This is a genomic window from Patiriisocius sp. Uisw_017 (assembly GCF_047731265.1).
Taxonomy (GTDB): Bacteria; Bacteroidota; Bacteroidia; order Flavobacteriales; family Flavobacteriaceae; genus Patiriisocius.
This window is the reverse complement of the sequence record NZ_CP159835.1, coordinates 707,272-722,818: the sequence shown is the minus strand read 5'-3', so window position 1 is coordinate 722,818 and position 15,547 is coordinate 707,272. Positions and strand designations below refer to the sequence as shown.

The following is a 15,547-nucleotide window of genomic DNA, read 5'->3' as shown; positions in this document are numbered from 1 at the left end:
AATGGTTTTTCTTGAAATTTGATCCCGATGGTTATCGAGATTATTTTTTTGGAATCTTTACAGCATAAGCTCCCTTTTCATATGTACTGTGAAAAGGGATTTTTTTGTTCAAACAGGTTTGTTTCCATCGCGCTACATAAGATTTGTAGTTGGAGCCGTCAGCAATTAAAATCGATGGCTGTAGACTATCAATAACCCGAACTAAGTTAATCTTTGGACTGTAGGTTAAAATGAGTGCTGCTCTTTCAATATATTTAGGATACAATCCCAGACTGTCTACTACAATAAAGTTTTGTTCGCCAAATGCAAAAACACTTGGGATTTTTGATCTTGTAATTTGAGAAATACCATTGCCAATGTAATATCCTTTCAATGGATATTTTTCGATGTGATTTATGATTGAATCATTTGAAAAAATATTTAAATGATGGGTGTTTTGTGCAGTTATTAATGTCTTTCTATTTTTCTGGAATATGGTGAGTGTATTTTGTGATGTGTTGTAATCATCCCAAATAAAGCTGCTTGTTAGTATTGCAATAGAAATCAAACTAATGGCAAGGTTTTTAAAATCAAATTTTCGCCAAAGCATCCACAAGCAAAATAAAACCAGATAGAAGGCGATTACTTTTATTTTGGAAAATGAAATTTCTCGCCACAAAAAATCTTCTTGTCCCGCAATCCAGCCCACAAAATGATTGAGCCATTTTATGACGCTACCATAGCTCGTTGCTAACCAATTTGGGAGTATATTAAAACTTGCTAAAAGAACGATAAAAACACCAGTACTTAGCAGAAGCGCTAAGAAAGGTAAAATAACAATATTGGTTATAAAGAATAAGCCGGGAAATTGATGAAAGTAATACAAACTCAAAGGGATAATTCCTAGTTGAGCGGCTGAGGTGACCGTTATTATTCCCCAGAACAATCGTTTAAAATAATTTCGAGGCTGATAATATGCAGAGAGCTTGGGTTGAATGAGTAAAATACTCAAGACAGCCGCATAACTCAATTGAAAGCCAACATGAAAAAGCAACAATGGATTGTAAATCAACAACACTAAAAATGATAATGCTAAGGTGTTAATGGTACTCGTTTTTCGATGAAATATCCCGGCTAAAGCCAAGAATGAAAACATAGTAACTGCTCGGGACACCGAGGGTGATAATCCTGTAAAAAAGGCATACTCCCACAATAGGAATACAATAAGAATGCTCCGAATGAGAGTTCCGTTTTTAAATCTTTTGAGTGGCAGCAGTAATGTTTGTAGTATTAAAAAAATGACCCCTACGTGTAAACCAGATACGGCCAAAATATGAACTGCTCCCGCTGCTGCATACTGCGCATATAGTTCTTTGTCAACATCCCTTTTGTCGCCTAATATTAAAGCTTGAATAATTGCAAGTTCTCTTTCGGCAATAGGCGATTCTTTTAATTTTGAAATTACATAGGTTCGCAATTCTTGTGCTCGACCAATTAAAGTGGGAGTGCCTTTAGTAATCTTTAGAATCTGAGGATAGGTAGTTTTTAATTGATAATACACACCAAGTGATTCCATATAGCTTTTATAATCAAACTGAAATGGATTTTTTGCCATTGGTATTTTTTCAATTTTAGTTGAAATTAGGATTGTATTATCAATTTTTATGGGTCTATTGGCACTGTCTTTTTGAATCGAAATTAGTAGTTTTCCGCTTTGTTTCTGGTTGTTTAAATAGGCAATGTTGCCAATATATTTATTGTTGTATAAATCTGGTTTGAGTACTTCGGTAATTTTGATTTGAAGGAAGTTTTCGGTTTCTAAAAAAGAAGTATTTGCGAAATGGGTAGTTTGAAATTTTGGCAGTTGCATTTGGTACCCCGTAAAGCCTAAAGTAAAAACTAAGCTATAAAGTGTAATTCCAAAAAATGGATTGCTGAAAAGTTGTTTCCGTGCTAGTATCCAAGAAACAAATAATAAAGCCAATAGTAATACTAGTAATGGGAGTGCCATTGGTAGCGCCTCTGCTAGCCAATATCCTGAAGTAATTCCTATGGCAAAGACCACAGCAATATGTAAGATAATACTATTGTAATATTTCAAAAAATAGATTCCAAAAGCCTTAATGCTTGTTAAGACTATTAAATATAAGAAATAAAAACGGTTAACTTGTTTAGCGTGTGGCTTTAAGAAGAATATAGTTATAGCATAGTTCTAACTTCGACAAACGCATCTTTCCAATAACGTTCATCTAATGACGATATAATTACACCGCGTCGGGTGGTACTATGTATAAATTGTAAAGTGCCATTTTTAGTAGATGTGACCAATCCTACATGGTTTATTGTCTTCTTATTTTTATTAGTTCTAAAAAAAACTAAATCACCCTCGTTTGCTTTTGAGGGCGAAATTTTTTTTCCTCGCTTTGCCATATTTCTTGAAACGCGCGGTAGTGAAATATTTTCCTTTCTAAATGCAACAAAGACAAGCCCTGAACAATCCATTCCTTTGCGGGTAGTGCCACCATATTTATACTTGGTGCCTTTGAAGGTTTTTGCGAAATTAACAATATTTCTGGAAGCTCCTTTATTGTAGGTTCTAGATGTTATAACGTCTCTTTTTGAAGTGGTTTTAGTAGATTTTGAACTTCCGCAGGAAGCCATTAGTAAGGCTATTAATAGAACCGTAAAATATTTTGTCATTTGGGAAGCAGTATGGTTTAATAACAAAGAAAAGTACTATTTATTTTAATGACTCAATAATTAGGCCTGCGGTTTTCTCGCTAGCACCTTTTCCACCCAGCTTTTTTTCAAGATTATAATAATCTAAAAATAAGCTGGCGCGCTCGGAGTCGTCTAATATTTTTTGGAGTTCTTCGGTAAGTCTTTTTTTATTAAAATCTGTTTGTATCAATTCGGTTACAGCTTTTTTATCGAGAATAAGATTTACTAATGATATATACTTCAATTTAATAATTCGCTTTGCTATTTCGTAGGAAATTCTACTCCCCTTATAACAAACCACTTGAGGCACCTTAAAAAGTGCTGTTTCTAAAGTAGCTGTGCCCGAAGTAACAAGAGCGGCGTGTGAAACAGACAATAAATTATAGGTCTTATTGAGTATTAAATGTACATTTTCTTTTTTTATAAAAGACCGGTAAAATGCTTCTTCTTGACTTGGTGCCCCTGCGATGACAAATTGATAACCGCTAAAATCATCAACAACAGATAACATCACTTCAAGCATTTTTGAGATTTCTTGTTTGCGGCTGCCAGGTAATAGTGCAATAATAGGGGTGTCGTTTAGGCCGTGCTCTTCTCTAAATTTTTTAGGATCTATAAGGACTCTGTTTGCAATACCATCTACTAATGGATGGCCTACAAAGTGCACTGGATAATCATATTTTTTATAAAAATCTTCTACAAATGGAAGTACTACATACATGTGATCTACCGTAGCTTTGATTGTTTTTACGCGACTGGCTCGCGAAGCCCAAACTTGAGGGCTAATATAATAATGTGTTTTGTATCCTTTTGGTTTGGCCCATTTCGCAATGCGGAGATTGAAGCCAGAATTATCAATAAATATGAGCGCATCGGGTGCAAACGTTTCGATGTCTTTTTTGCACTGAGAGATGAATTTAAAAATTTTGTTAAGGTTGGAGAGTACTTCAGTAAAGCCCATAAAGGCGCGCTCTTTGTAATGAGTAACTAAAGTTCCACCAACATTTTTCATTAAATCGCCACCCCAAAACCTGATTTCGGCATTTGGCTCTTTTTTTAGGAGCGCTTTCATCAAGTTTGCACCGTGCAAATCTCCAGAAGCCTCCCCAGCGATTATATAATACTTCATGAAAAATGATTGTTTAAAGCTATTTAAAATAAATAATATAAGCGGTAATTGCCACGATAAATGTAGCTAAAATCACTCCGCGGGCTCTGTATTCTCTATTGATTTTTAAGAAACCGAAAAATGCAGCAAGATTGGGCAGTGCTCCTAATGTTAAGATGGTCCAAAGGGTTTCTGAATGTAAATAGAAGTTAAAGGTTTCGATAAAGCCGATTCCTTTAATGATTGAAACCACAAATAAGCAGATAGAAACACCTACAAAGGTTGCAATAAGGCCTACGATAAACCCAATAAATAGCTGTTTAACAATCATATGTCCCAAGTGTTAATATCTTTGATGGCGTGATGTGCAGTCAAATCAAATTGAACAGGGACTATTGAAACATATCCATTGGCCAAGGCCCATTCGTCTGTATCTTCACCTTTGTCGTTGTTTATAAATTCGCCTGTTAGCCAATAGTAATCTCTGCCTAGTGGGTTGGTTCGTTTGTCAAATTTTTCTTCCCAATGGGCGTTTGCTTGTCTGCATACTTTAATTCCCTTTATTTTTTTAGCCGAAAGTTTAGGGATATTTACATTGAGTACAACACCAGACGGCAGCCCATTTTCTAGGCATTGTTCTACTAAATGTTTTACATATTTTTTTGCGGGTTCAAAATCTGCTTCTAGAGAATAATCTAATAAAGAAAAACCGATAGATGGAATGCCAATAGTGCCCGCTTCAACAGCCGCACTCATGGTACCGCTATAAATTACATTAATAGAAGAATTACTCCCGTGATTAATCCCGCTCACACACAAGTCTGGTTTGCGATCTAATAACTCATTAATAGCTAACTTTACGCAGTCCACTGGTGTTCCACTGCAAGAATATTCGGTTTGAGGTTCGCCTTTAGGCACTTTTATACTATTGCAATACAAGGTGTCATTAATGGTAATAGCGTGCCCCATGGCGCTTTGGGGAGCATCTGGAGCAACCACTACAACATCACCAATAGTATTCATGACTTCAATAAGAGCGCGAATTCCTGGGGCGGTAAAGCCGTCATCATTGGTAACTAGAATAAGAGGTTTTTTTGAGGTCATATGTTGAATTTATTCAGGCAAAAATACGGCTAATTCATGGAACGTTGAAGCGCCAGTTTATTGGGGTGTAAAACATTGAAATTAAACTGAAAAACCATCGTGCTTTTTTTCACGCTTGCGTTTATTATAAGCGAAACCATTAACAAAAAATTACATGTATTTTCAAGCGTTGGCGGCGGTTTTTTATATATTTTTAGCATTGAAAAAGATTAAAAATTGCAATAAGTGAATTGTAAATTAATAATTTAAGAATTACCGGGGGTGTTTGTGAAACATTGCATCTTCATTCTTTATAAAAAAATCACAAATGAAATTAATGAAAAGGAATTTGCAGCTATTGTTTTTAGCCGTTTTTGTATCCGCAGCTTCTTGCAGTTTTACCACAAAATCTTTTGAAGACCCCGATAAAGATAAGTTGTTAATAGATTTGATTACCTATGTTCTTGAAAAAGGACATTATAAATCTACCGAGATTAATGATGAATTTTCTGAAGAGGTTTACACAAAATTTATTGATGGACTTGATCCGGTTAAGCGGTTCTTATTAGCAAAAGATATTGAAGAGTTTAGTGCTTATAAATATGTAATTGATGATCAGTTAAAAGCAAAAGAGCTTTCCTTTTTTAATACTGTTTATGAGCGTTTAGATATGCGTATGGAAGAGGCAAAAAATCTATATGCTGACGCTTTAAGCACTCCTTTTGATTATGATAACAATGAATCCATAAATGTAGATTATGACGGGTTAGAATATGCAACTTCAAAGAAAGAATTACTACAACGTTGGAGAACTCAATTAAAATTCTCTACCATCTCCAATTATTATGACATGTTGGAAGAAAAAAGTACAATAGATAAAAGAAAGAAGGAGGCTGCTGATGAAGGAAAAGAATATATTCCCACAGATAATGAGGGTTTATCAGAGGCGGAGTTAGAAGAAAAGTCTCGAAAGTCTACTGAAACTTCATTAGATGAGTACTTTGAGTTTACCGATGATTTAGAAAGAAAGGATTATTTTGCTATTTTTCTTACCACGATTGTAGAGCAGTTTGATCCTCACACAAATTATTTTGCTCCACCAGATAGGGATCGTTTCGATCAAAGGATGTCTGGTAAATTAGAAGGAATTGGCGCGAGACTTCAAAAAAAGAACGACTATATAAATGTCATGGAGGTTATTAGTGGAGGTCCGGCTTGGAGAGGAGAACATATTGAAGCGGGAGATCAACTTATCAAAGTGCGACAACAAGATGAAAAAGATGCGGTAAGTATTGTAGGAATGAGAATTGACGATGCTGTTAAACTTATAAAAGGGCCTAAAGGATCTAAAGTAATCTTAACGGTTAAAGGTGTGGATGGAAGCATTCGCGAAGAAAGAATAATACGCGATGTGGTGGAGCTTGAAGAAACATACGCAAAATCTTCTATTATAGCTAAAGACTCCAAGAAGTTTGGACTTATTAATCTGCCCACATTTTATTTTGATATGCAAAACTATAAAGAGCGAAATGCAGCAAGCGATATCAAAAAAGAAATCATTAGCTTGAAAGAACAAGGAATAGAGGGATTGGTATTAGACCTTCGCGGAAACGGTGGAGGGTCCTTGCGAACCGCCGTTGATATTGCAGGCTTGTTTATTAAAGATGGCCCTGTTGTACAAGTAGCAAGTAGTGGAGGAAATAAAGAGGTTTTAGAAGACGACGATGAAAGTATTGTTTGGGACGGACCGTTAGTCATTTTAGTAAATGAACTTTCGGCATCTGCTTCAGAAATTTTGGCTGCTGCAATGCAAGATTATAAAAGAGCAATTATTATTGGTAGTACACAAACTTACGGTAAAGGAACGGTACAAAATATGGTCGATCTTAACCAATGGCTGCGAAAAAATGATATGGGAGATATGGGAGCGCTAAAAATGACAATTCAAAAGTTTTACAGAGTTAACGGTGGTTCAACACAGTTAGAAGGGGTGAAAAGTGATGTCGTTATGCCAGATCGTTTTACTTACATAGATGTTGGAGAGAGAGATTATGACAATCCATTACCCTATGACAAAATTAGCCCGGCAGATTATGAAATTTGGGAGGGATACATTGGTTTTGAACAAGCAATTAGCAAAAGCAATAAACGCATTGCAGTGAATGAGCAATTAAAATTGATAGATTTAAATGCAAAATATATTAAAATGCGTCGTGACAAAATGGATGTAACGTTAAATCTTAAAAAATATAGCGCAGAAATTGAAAAGAATAAAAAGGATATTGAAAAATTTGAAGCAATAGATACTTATGACAATAAGCTTAGTTACACCTCTTTGCCTGGCGAATTAAACTTAATGAAGCAAGACACTACTTTGCGCGAAAAAAGAAAAAGATGGCACAAAAGCCTAACTAAAGATGTGTATGTGGAAGAAGCAATAAATGTACTAGAAGATCTTCAGCTAAGTAATATTAAGAAATCTAACGTAGCTAACGTAAAAGATTAAGTTCACGGTATTTACATAGGGCAGAACCCATTGATGTTTTTTATCAATGGGTTTCCTGATTTAAACCGTTTCTTTAAATTTTTAAGAAACTTTTTAAGGAAAAAACTTTAAAAATAGTACGAGGAATGTCCTTCTAATGATCTGTGCTCGATAGCTTTAAAAGGAGATTTTCGCTTCTACCTTGTGAACGGTTATTTGATGACAAGCATTCCTTGATTGAAAATACCTAGCACGGCCTTATGGGTTGATGCATTTTGATCCATTTTTGAGCGCCTCACACAACGTAAAAATAGTAGTATGCTCACGATCTTTTTTATTTAAATTTACCGAGTGAAAAAAACCAATTCTCTTTCAAGCGTAGCTTTTCAAAAATTCAAGAAGAATTTATGGGGCATGTTGAGTTTAAGCTTTTTAGTTGTATGCGTATTGGTTGCTATTTTTGCCTACACCTTGGCGCCAGACGATAGTAAAAATGCAAATCAAATGCATTTGTCTATTCATTCAAAATCGCCTGGATTTACTTCGGAAATGCTAACCATTCCAGTCAAAGTGGCTAATGAAAACAGCATTGCGTCTTTTTTCTTCGGAAATAAAAATTCAGATACAGAAGTCCCCATTAATTCCTATGAACTGACGGGCAAAAGTCTGACAATCTTCGAGTATACCCCAGATGGTACTAAAGGGCTTCAAAAAGAGTACATGTTAAGTCAATTTCCGAAGGCAAAATTAGTCCAAGAGATTCCGAAAAAATACATCGCCAAAAAGAAATTTTTGTTGGGGACAGATAAATACGGGAGGGATTTATTGAGCCGAATGCTAATAGGAATTCGAATTTCGCTAGCCATAGGCTTTGTTGCAGTGTTTATTTCATTAGTCATTGGGATTACCCTTGGAGCGATAGCTGGCTTTTATGGAGGAAAATTAGATGCAGCTATTATGTGGGTTATTAATGTTACCTGGTCCATACCAACATTGTTACTGGTTATAGCGATTACTCTTGCTCTCGGGAAGGGCTTTTGGCAAGTATTTATAGCAGTAGGTCTTACGATGTGGGTGGAGGTTGCTAGGGTAGTTAGAGGGCAAGTACTTAGTGTTAAACAAATGCAGTATGTAACAGCTGCAAAAGCGTTAGGGTATACAAATTGGAGAATTATCACAAAACATATTTTGCCCAATGCTATGGCTCCTGTTATTATTATTAGTGCTGCAAACTTTGCAGGGGCAATACTTATAGAGAGTGGTCTTAGCTTTTTAGGAATTGGAGCTCAGCCACCAATGCCAAGTTGGGGCGGAATTATCAAAGATCATTACAGTTATATAATTTTAGGAAAACCCTATTTAGCTATTATTCCTGGGATTGCTATAATGAGTCTAGTTACTGCGTTTATGTTGATTGGAAATGCGTTGCGTGATGCGCTGGATGTTAGGGGCTAGGTGCTGAACTTGGTTGTTTCCAAGTATTGGACACAGCATAAATAATCACATTTTTTTAATTTCATAAACAATCAAGTACCTAAAGCGCTTCATAAAGGCCTCTCGATAAGGCTTTCTTTTTTGTGGGAAGTGTTTTGGATTAGTGATGATTCTTTCAAAATAAGTGTCCGGATGCTCTAAAAATTCTTCGCCCAATCCCGTGCGTTTTGATTCTTCATAGAGATGCGCTTTTGTGGTTTCTAGGTTTGCTTCATTTCTAAACGGCAATTCATTATTTGGCAGTATTTCTTCCGTTTTGTCTGACCTGTTGCCAAGTAAAGGATTCACTTTTTCCTTTTAAATGAGCTTCTTCTCGCTGATTTGTGAGCGCATATTGTTCTTTATGTAGCATCAGTTCTTGTTCGTCATTTTGATAGCTTTCTGCTAAGGCCTTTATCATTTTTAAAAGCCGTATGCCTGCGGTGCTTATAAACTTCTGGATGGTATTTCTTATATCCATCGATGGCATAATAGCTACTTTTTTTATTTTTTTTAATGCTTTTATGTTGATTGTAAATACATTATTGAGTTCGCTTGATGTTTGGGAGGATTTTTCTGCCTGCTATTTTGGGAACAAATGATAAACCAAGAGATGTTTTATGTTTAAGAGTATGGTTATCGACATCTCCAATAAATGATTTTATTATTCTATTCGAAAAGTGCGATTCTTAAATTTGAAAGGTGTCAAAATAACTTTTTTGGTTAATTTTTTTAGAATCTATCGTAATTTACGATTTGGCTTACAACAGAATGACACCACAAAATAGTTTTTATTAATCTACGCGAACGTTAGTAAATGACGGAAAGTAATCTATAAATTTTGAATATTGATCTATTTCAGGATACAGTTTATTGACCCTTGTTTACATATAATTCAATAAAACTAAACAAAAACTACTTTGTTAGTAATATTTATGTTAATTTTAACATTTATAATCACACATAAATATCAAAACAAACCAGTATTAATTAATCCCTAACGTTATGCGAAAAATTACATTATTAGTAATGACTACCCTTTTTAGTATTTGTGCCGTCGCACAGTCAACAGTAACAGGTACTGTGATTGACAAGAATAACATTCCTGTGGCAGGAGCAAATATTGTTGAAAAAGGAACATCAAACGGCGCGCTCGCTGATTTTGATGGAAATTACACTATAACAGTACAAGACGGAGCTACGCTCGTTATTAGTTTTGTAGGTTACGAAACAAGAAGTGTTGATGTAAATGGACAAACTACACTAAACGTTACACTGTCAGAAGGACTTGGTCTTGATGAGGTGGTAATCGTTGGTTCAAGAACGGCACCAAGAAGTCAAATTAATTCGGCTGTGCCAATTGATATTGTATCTGCAAAGGAGCTTCAAAGCACAGGTCAGATAACTTTTGATAAAGCGTTGCAGTACAAAATACCTTCTTTTAATACAGTACAAACTCCTGTAAATGATGCAACATCATTACTAGACCCTTACGAAATTAGGAATATGGGGCCAAGTAGAACATTGATACTTATCAACGGGAAACGTAAAAATTTAAGTGCCTTGCTTTACACACAAACCTCTCCAGGTCGTGGGGAAACAGGTGCTGATATCTCTGCAATCCCTACTGATGCTATTGAGCGTGTAGAGATTTTGAGGGATGGAGCTTCGGCTCAGTATGGTTCTGATGCCATTGCTGGAGTAATGAACATTATCTTAAAAGATGATGTTAATAAAGGATCTGCTACATTACGAACAGGAATTACGTCTGAAGGTGATGGTGAAATGGTAGGTATAACAGTAAATAATGGATCGGCTGTTGGAGACGGTAAAGGATTTATTAACTATACAGTAGATTTTTCTAAAGTAAACTTAGCGAACAGGCCAGGAACGGTAAGCGCTGCGGGTGAAGCGGCAGATTTTGGTGCAGATATAGCTGATGTTCAAGAATTCTTATCACGTAACCCAGATGCAAACAACATCAATGGGTCTCCCGAAACGGCTTCTTCAAAGTTTTTAATTAATGGTGGATTTGATTTAAGTGATGACACAGAGTTGTACTTTAACACCGCATATGTCTACAAAAAAGTAAACAGTTTTGCAAACTACAGAACTCCTTATTGGAGAACTGCGGAGGATTTTCCATATTTAGCAGATTTTTTCCCGGGAGAAAATCCAAATAACCCTGGAGGTTATGATGGATATGTGCCAACTTTTGAAGGTCTTTTAAATGACTATAACGGAACTGTTGGAGTTAAAACAAAAATAAACGAGTGGAATGTTGATTTAAGCTATACTACTGGTGGAAATTCGCAGACCTATAAAGTAAACCAATCGCATAACAGAAATGTGGTTTTGGGACCTGATACGTATCTTGGAGATTTAAATGGAAATGGAGTTGTTGACGCCAATGAAATTATACAGGGTACAGGAATTTATGGATCAAACAGCCAGCAATCATTTGATCCAGGTGGGACTAAGTTTACGCATAACGTTGGGAACATTGATATCAATAGAATACTATCTGATAAAGTAAGTATTGGAGTTGGAGCAGAGTTTCGAAATGAAACTTTTGAAGTGATCGAAGGTGAATTAGCATCTTATGATGGTGGTGGAGCAGATTCATTTGCAGGAAACGCACCTCAAAACTCAGGTAAGTTTAACCGTTATAACTTTGGTGGGTATCTATCTTTAGACTATGATGTTAGTGATGCTTTTTTATTAAGTGGAACTATTAGAACTGAAAATTATTCAGATTTTGGAAACACCTTTGTATATAAGATGAGTACTCGTTATAAAATTACAGATAACATATCAGCTAGAGCTTCTGTGTCTTCTGGATTTAGAGCCCCAACATTACACCAGATTTATACTCAAAAAGCACAATATAGTTTTGTTCCCGGACAGGGGATACAAGTGGGGGGGTTAATTAATAATGTATCTACACAAGCTAAATTATTAGATATTCCAGAATTAGATGCTGAAACCTCAAACAATTTTACCATAGGTTTTACAGGTAAATTAGAAAACAACATAAGTTTTACAGTAGATTATTATCATATTTCTGTTCAAGACCGTATTGTTTTAGGAACAGAGATTACAGCAACTGGAGATGCTGCAAATCCATTGGATGTTTTATTAACAGAGAATAATTTAAGTGACATTAGTTTTTTCTCTAATGCAATTGATACCAGAACATCTGGAATTGATGTGGTTGTAAGTAAAAGAAATATTGCTATTGGAGATGGTGATTTAGACCTTAATCTTTCAGGTAACTACACGATACAAAACGAACGTGTAGGAGATGTAAAGAATATTGCATTAGTAGCAAACGCAGGGCAATCTGTTGTAAATGATACACAAGAAGCATTGTTTTTTACATCACGACCACAAACAAAGTGGATCTTAGGGGCGAATTATGAAATAGCTAAATTTGGTTTCTCTTTAAACAATACGCTTTTCGGAAAAACAAAATTTGCACAACAAGGCCTGCAAGATCTTGAAAGTCTATTTTTAAATGAAGCAGATATTCCAACTGGAGCAGTTGAAGATGGAGGATCAGATTTAAGAACAGAGTTTATTTCAAAAATCGTTACTGATCTTGGAATTACCTACAGTGCAACAGAGAAAATTACATTAGCTTTAAATGTAAATAATCTTCTTAACGTATTGCCAGAATGGAAGTTTACAGATGCAACAGCAACAGGACAGGCCATTCTAAACGGTGCGCCAGTTTCTAACTCTCCATCTAACTTAATTACTTTTAATCAGCGTTATTCACAAATGACCTATGATGGTTACCACTTTAGCCAGTTGGGAACTATGATTAACTTTTCAGTTAACTATAGATTCTAAAAGAGTGTTTTTTTTTAGAACACCGCTCCATTCTTGTAATGGAGCGGTGTTTTTTTTTTGTTAACAGCATTTGTGCGTGTGCTGTGAGCCTTAATAAGACCTATATTAATTATGCTTTAAGGGACTTATGAGTATCTCTAAACTTTTGGACAGCAAATTAACACGTGAATCAAGGCGATTTGGTTTTTACAATCATCCCTTCACAAAATGCTGATTATATTGCCAAATTAAGAACGCCTGCTCAAAATTAAGGTAGGTCAAAAAGTAACTATCAAATTAGATAATTTTCCAGACTCAGAGTTTGGTGCTCTTAATGGTACTGTGAAAAATAGTTACTTAATCCCGGACGCAGAAGGTTTTTATCCAATAGAGGTAGCGTCACTATCAACACTCATTACTACCTGTAAAATGGAGATTGAATTTAAACAAGGGATGCGAGTTGTTGCTTATATTATTACTGAATATTTACGATTAATTGAGCGATTTTTCTACCAATTTAAAGAGGTGTTTTCCCGATAGCCTTATTTTTGCATTATGAAAAGAAAATATTTATATCCATTAGCAATTGTTGCAATTACCGTTGCCCTATATTTTGCTGAAAAGGAAGTAGACAAAATAGCGGAAGACTATCCGAACACCCAGGAAATGAAAGCGAAACCCGCTTCGAGTGAATTTCCTGTTTCATTGTTGCCAACGTCTACTACTGGACAAATCGTAACCCATGCTTATTACACATTATCATATGCAGAAGTCCATGAACAAGCTGAATGGGTAGCCTATGAATTGAAAAAGAATCATATTAGAAAGAACAATTTTGAGCGTCCCTATTTTGTACAAGATAGAGACGTAAAAACAGCATCTGCAGATTGGCGGAACTATAAAAAAAGCGGCTACGATAGGGGTCATTTATGCCCAGCAGGGGATAGAGGCTTTGACTATAATGCCTATCATGAAACATTTTTAACGAGTAATATTAGTCCCCAAAATCATGGGTTTAATGCTGGTATTTGGAATAGTTTAGAACAAAAAGTACGGTATTGGGCAAGTAGACATGACGGAGTGTACGTTATCACTGGCGGTATACTAGAAGAGGGCTTAAATACAATTGGTTCTGAAAATGTTTCAGTGCCCAGAGCGTTTTATAAGATTGTCGTTGATTTTTCAAAAGAGCGTTATAAAGTAGCTGTATTTCTTATACCGCATAAAAAATTAGATGATTCATTTTATAACTATACAACAACAGTAGATGCCATCGAAGCAAAAACAGGTATCGATTTCTTTCCAGACTTACCAGATGCCATCGAGAATAAAATGGAAGCAGAAAGTGATTTGAAATTCTGGAAATGAGTTGAGGTGAGGGTCGATTAGTTTAGTAAATTTATAAGCCTCCCTTTGAGGGGAGGTTGGAGGATGTTAGAATCAACTTTTAGTTCTCCTTTGCTAGAATAATAAATTGGAAAATTTAGTCTGATAAAATAAAAACGGCCCGTTTTCTGATAATGCCATTATCAAAGATGGCTGAGTGATTCTGCTTTTTTTCTGCGGAATTGTATCGAAGCCCGATTTCGATTATAGCTTCGATTTCATCAGGTGTAATAATAATTAGCAGCATCCAGCCTTATAAAAATAAACAATAAAATAGTAAAGCCCCAGAGTCCAGAACCTCCATAGCTAAAGAACGGAAGTGGAATCCCAACTGTTGGAAACAGACCTGTTACCATTCCAATATTCACAAAAAAATGAAAAAATATAATCGCGGCGACACTGTATCCATAGACGCGCGCAAACTGACTCTTTTGTCGTTCTGCTAGGACAAGTATTCTTACAATTAAGAAGATGAAAAGAAATACAACACCCACACTTCCTAAAAAACCAAACTCTTCTCCTACCGTACTAAATATATAATCAGTGTGCTGCTCTGGTACAAAGTTACCTTTAGTTTGTGTGCCTTCGGTCCAGCCTTTTCCAGTCCAACCTCCACTACCAATAGCAATTTCACTTTGATTGGTATTGTAGCCTATTCCTTTATTATCTGTTTCTTTTCCTAATACAATGTTGAAACGATCTCGGTGCCTTTGTTCAAAGACATTTTCAAAAATATAGTTTACTGAAAATGCAAAGGCAATACAAGCAAAAGCAATGGTTCCAAACTTGAAAAGTGCACCACGTTTTTTTCGTTTTCTGTAATAACTTATTCCGGCAATAATTAGAACGATTAGCGCGACCCAAGCCACACCTATAGCGAGTGTTCCTACAAATAAAGCAGCGGCAAAAAATCCTAGTAGTAAATAAACAAAATGCAGCCCCTCGCGGTACAAGGGGAAAATAAATGCAGCATAAATTAGAGCACTTCCCGGATCTGGTTGCGGAATAATAAATATAGCTGGCAATGCCAAAATAAAAAATGCTTTTAGTTGGTCTTTAAAATGTGTGAGATCCGTTTGTATTTCACTGGCATAACTCGCAATGGCTAGTGCAGTTGCGGCTTTGGCAAATTCGCTGGGTTGTATGCTGGCTGGACCTATTAAATACCAAGATTTAGCTCCGTTTACCTCGTTTCCAAAAATATATAAGCCCAATAATGATACTAGTGAAATAATATAGATAAGCCCGCTGTAACGTTCATAAAATTTTGAGTCCAAGGCAAGGACAAATACAATGAGAATTAAGCTTAAACAAATCCATAGTAACTGCTTTCCATAGGCTTGGGAGAAATCAAAAATCCCTTTAGCTCCATCTTGATAGGATGCAGAATAGATATTTACCCATCCAATAGTAACTAGCGCAAAAAATATAAGGATGGTGATCCAGTCAAATTTTAACCCTAGTGTTTCTGTCTTCAT

General features: G+C 35.7%; 13 protein-coding genes. 5 read left to right on the top strand and 8 right to left on the bottom strand.

Features of this window, described 5'->3' with window-relative positions; genetic code table 11:
* Nucleotides 1–40: 40 nt before the first annotated feature.
* The 5 genes from ABXT67_RS03235 to surE all read right to left on the bottom strand — a co-directional run bounded on the left by ABXT67_RS03235 (nucleotide 41) and on the right by surE (nucleotide 4,912).
* Nucleotides 41–2,080 carry a ComEC/Rec2 family competence protein gene (locus ABXT67_RS03235; protein WP_415375852.1) on the bottom strand — a complete coding sequence of 680 codons (2,040 nt, stop codon included), beginning with the start codon at nucleotides 2,078–2,080 and terminating at the stop codon, nucleotides 41–43.
* Nucleotides 2,081–2,178: 98 nt separating this feature from the next.
* Complete coding sequence (locus ABXT67_RS03230) at nucleotides 2,179–2,679, bottom strand: C40 family peptidase (protein WP_415375851.1); 501 nt, start codon at nucleotides 2,677–2,679, stop codon at nucleotides 2,179–2,181.
* 40 nt (nucleotides 2,680–2,719) lie between these two features.
* Nucleotides 2,720–3,829 (bottom strand): lipid-A-disaccharide synthase, encoded by a 1,110-nt coding sequence (gene lpxB, locus ABXT67_RS03225; RefSeq protein WP_415375850.1) that lies wholly within the window; start codon nucleotides 3,827–3,829, stop codon nucleotides 2,720–2,722.
* 19 nt (nucleotides 3,830–3,848) lie between these two features.
* On the bottom strand, nucleotides 3,849–4,139 hold the full coding sequence (locus ABXT67_RS03220; RefSeq protein WP_415375849.1) for a hypothetical protein: 291 nt from the start codon (nucleotides 4,137–4,139) through the stop codon (nucleotides 3,849–3,851).
* Entirely contained in the window at nucleotides 4,136–4,912 is a 777-nt protein-coding gene (gene surE, locus ABXT67_RS03215; RefSeq protein ID WP_415375848.1) for a 5'/3'-nucleotidase SurE, read from the bottom strand. The genes ABXT67_RS03220 and surE overlap by 4 nt, the downstream gene beginning before the upstream one ends.
* A gap of 316 nt (nucleotides 4,913–5,228) precedes the next feature.
* Here surE and ABXT67_RS03210 point away from each other — a divergent pair, with 316 nt between their 5' ends.
* Nucleotides 5,229–7,397 (top strand): carboxy terminal-processing peptidase, encoded by a 2,169-nt coding sequence (locus tag ABXT67_RS03210; protein WP_415376911.1) that lies wholly within the window; start codon nucleotides 5,229–5,231, stop codon nucleotides 7,395–7,397.
* Between the two features lie 330 nt (nucleotides 7,398–7,727).
* A complete protein-coding gene (locus ABXT67_RS03205; RefSeq protein WP_415375847.1) occupies nucleotides 7,728–8,831 on the top strand; it encodes an ABC transporter permease in 1,104 nt (367 codons plus the stop codon).
* Nucleotides 8,832–8,876: 45 nt separating this feature from the next.
* Here the strand turns inward: ABXT67_RS03205 and ABXT67_RS03200 are convergent, their stop codons facing one another.
* Both ABXT67_RS03200 and ABXT67_RS03195 read right to left on the bottom strand, forming a co-directional pair.
* Nucleotides 8,877–9,158 carry a type II toxin-antitoxin system RelE/ParE family toxin gene (locus ABXT67_RS03200; RefSeq protein WP_415375846.1) on the bottom strand — a complete coding sequence of 94 codons (282 nt, stop codon included), beginning with the start codon at nucleotides 9,156–9,158 and terminating at the stop codon, nucleotides 8,877–8,879.
* Complete coding sequence (locus tag ABXT67_RS03195; protein WP_415375845.1) at nucleotides 9,103–9,339, bottom strand: hypothetical protein; 237 nt, start codon at nucleotides 9,337–9,339, stop codon at nucleotides 9,103–9,105. Before ABXT67_RS03195 ends, ABXT67_RS03200 begins: the two co-directional genes overlap by 56 nt.
* Before the next feature lie 515 nt (nucleotides 9,340–9,854).
* Between ABXT67_RS03195 and ABXT67_RS03190 the strand changes: the two genes are divergently transcribed.
* From ABXT67_RS03190 to ABXT67_RS03180, 3 genes are all read left to right on the top strand, one after another.
* The gene (locus ABXT67_RS03190; protein WP_415375844.1) at nucleotides 9,855–12,704 is read left to right on the top strand and encodes a TonB-dependent receptor; all 2,850 of its coding nucleotides are present in this window, start codon (nucleotides 9,855–9,857) and stop codon (nucleotides 12,702–12,704) included.
* Between the two features lie 321 nt (nucleotides 12,705–13,025).
* Entirely contained in the window at nucleotides 13,026–13,223 is a 198-nt protein-coding gene (locus ABXT67_RS03185; protein WP_415375843.1) for a hypothetical protein, read from the top strand.
* 15 nt (nucleotides 13,224–13,238) lie between these two features.
* Complete coding sequence (locus ABXT67_RS03180) at nucleotides 13,239–14,051, top strand: DNA/RNA non-specific endonuclease (protein ID WP_415375842.1); 813 nt, start codon at nucleotides 13,239–13,241, stop codon at nucleotides 14,049–14,051.
* Between the two features lie 239 nt (nucleotides 14,052–14,290).
* Here ABXT67_RS03180 and rodA read toward each other — a convergent pair whose 3' ends face one another.
* Nucleotides 14,291–15,547 carry a rod shape-determining protein RodA gene (gene rodA, locus ABXT67_RS03175; RefSeq protein WP_415375841.1) on the bottom strand — a complete coding sequence of 419 codons (1,257 nt, stop codon included), beginning with the start codon at nucleotides 15,545–15,547 and terminating at the stop codon, nucleotides 14,291–14,293.

What these genes read in the sequence shown, in the direction of transcription:
- surE (WP_415375848.1), bottom strand. Translation starts at nt 4,912, where the DNA reads ATGACCTCAAAAAAACCTCTTATTCTAGTTACCAATGATGACGGCTTT.
- lpxB (WP_415375850.1), bottom strand. Translation starts at nt 3,829, where the DNA reads ATGAAGTATTATATAATCGCTGGGGAGGCTTCTGGAGATTTGCACGGT.
- ABXT67_RS03220 (WP_415375849.1), bottom strand. Translation starts at nt 4,139, where the DNA reads ATGATTGTTAAACAGCTATTTATTGGGTTTATCGTAGGCCTTATTGCA.
- ABXT67_RS03210 (WP_415376911.1), top strand. Translation starts at nt 5,229, where the DNA reads ATGAAAAGGAATTTGCAGCTATTGTTTTTAGCCGTTTTTGTATCCGCA.
- rodA (WP_415375841.1), bottom strand. Translation starts at nt 15,547, where the DNA reads ATGAAGACAGAAACACTAGGGTTAAAATTTGACTGGATCACCATCCTT.
- ABXT67_RS03195 (WP_415375845.1), bottom strand. Translation starts at nt 9,339, where the DNA reads ATGCCATCGATGGATATAAGAAATACCATCCAGAAGTTTATAAGCACC.
- ABXT67_RS03180 (WP_415375842.1), top strand. Translation starts at nt 13,239, where the DNA reads ATGAAAAGAAAATATTTATATCCATTAGCAATTGTTGCAATTACCGTT.
- ABXT67_RS03230 (WP_415375851.1), bottom strand. Translation starts at nt 2,679, where the DNA reads ATGACAAAATATTTTACGGTTCTATTAATAGCCTTACTAATGGCTTCC.
- ABXT67_RS03190 (WP_415375844.1), top strand. Translation starts at nt 9,855, where the DNA reads ATGCGAAAAATTACATTATTAGTAATGACTACCCTTTTTAGTATTTGT.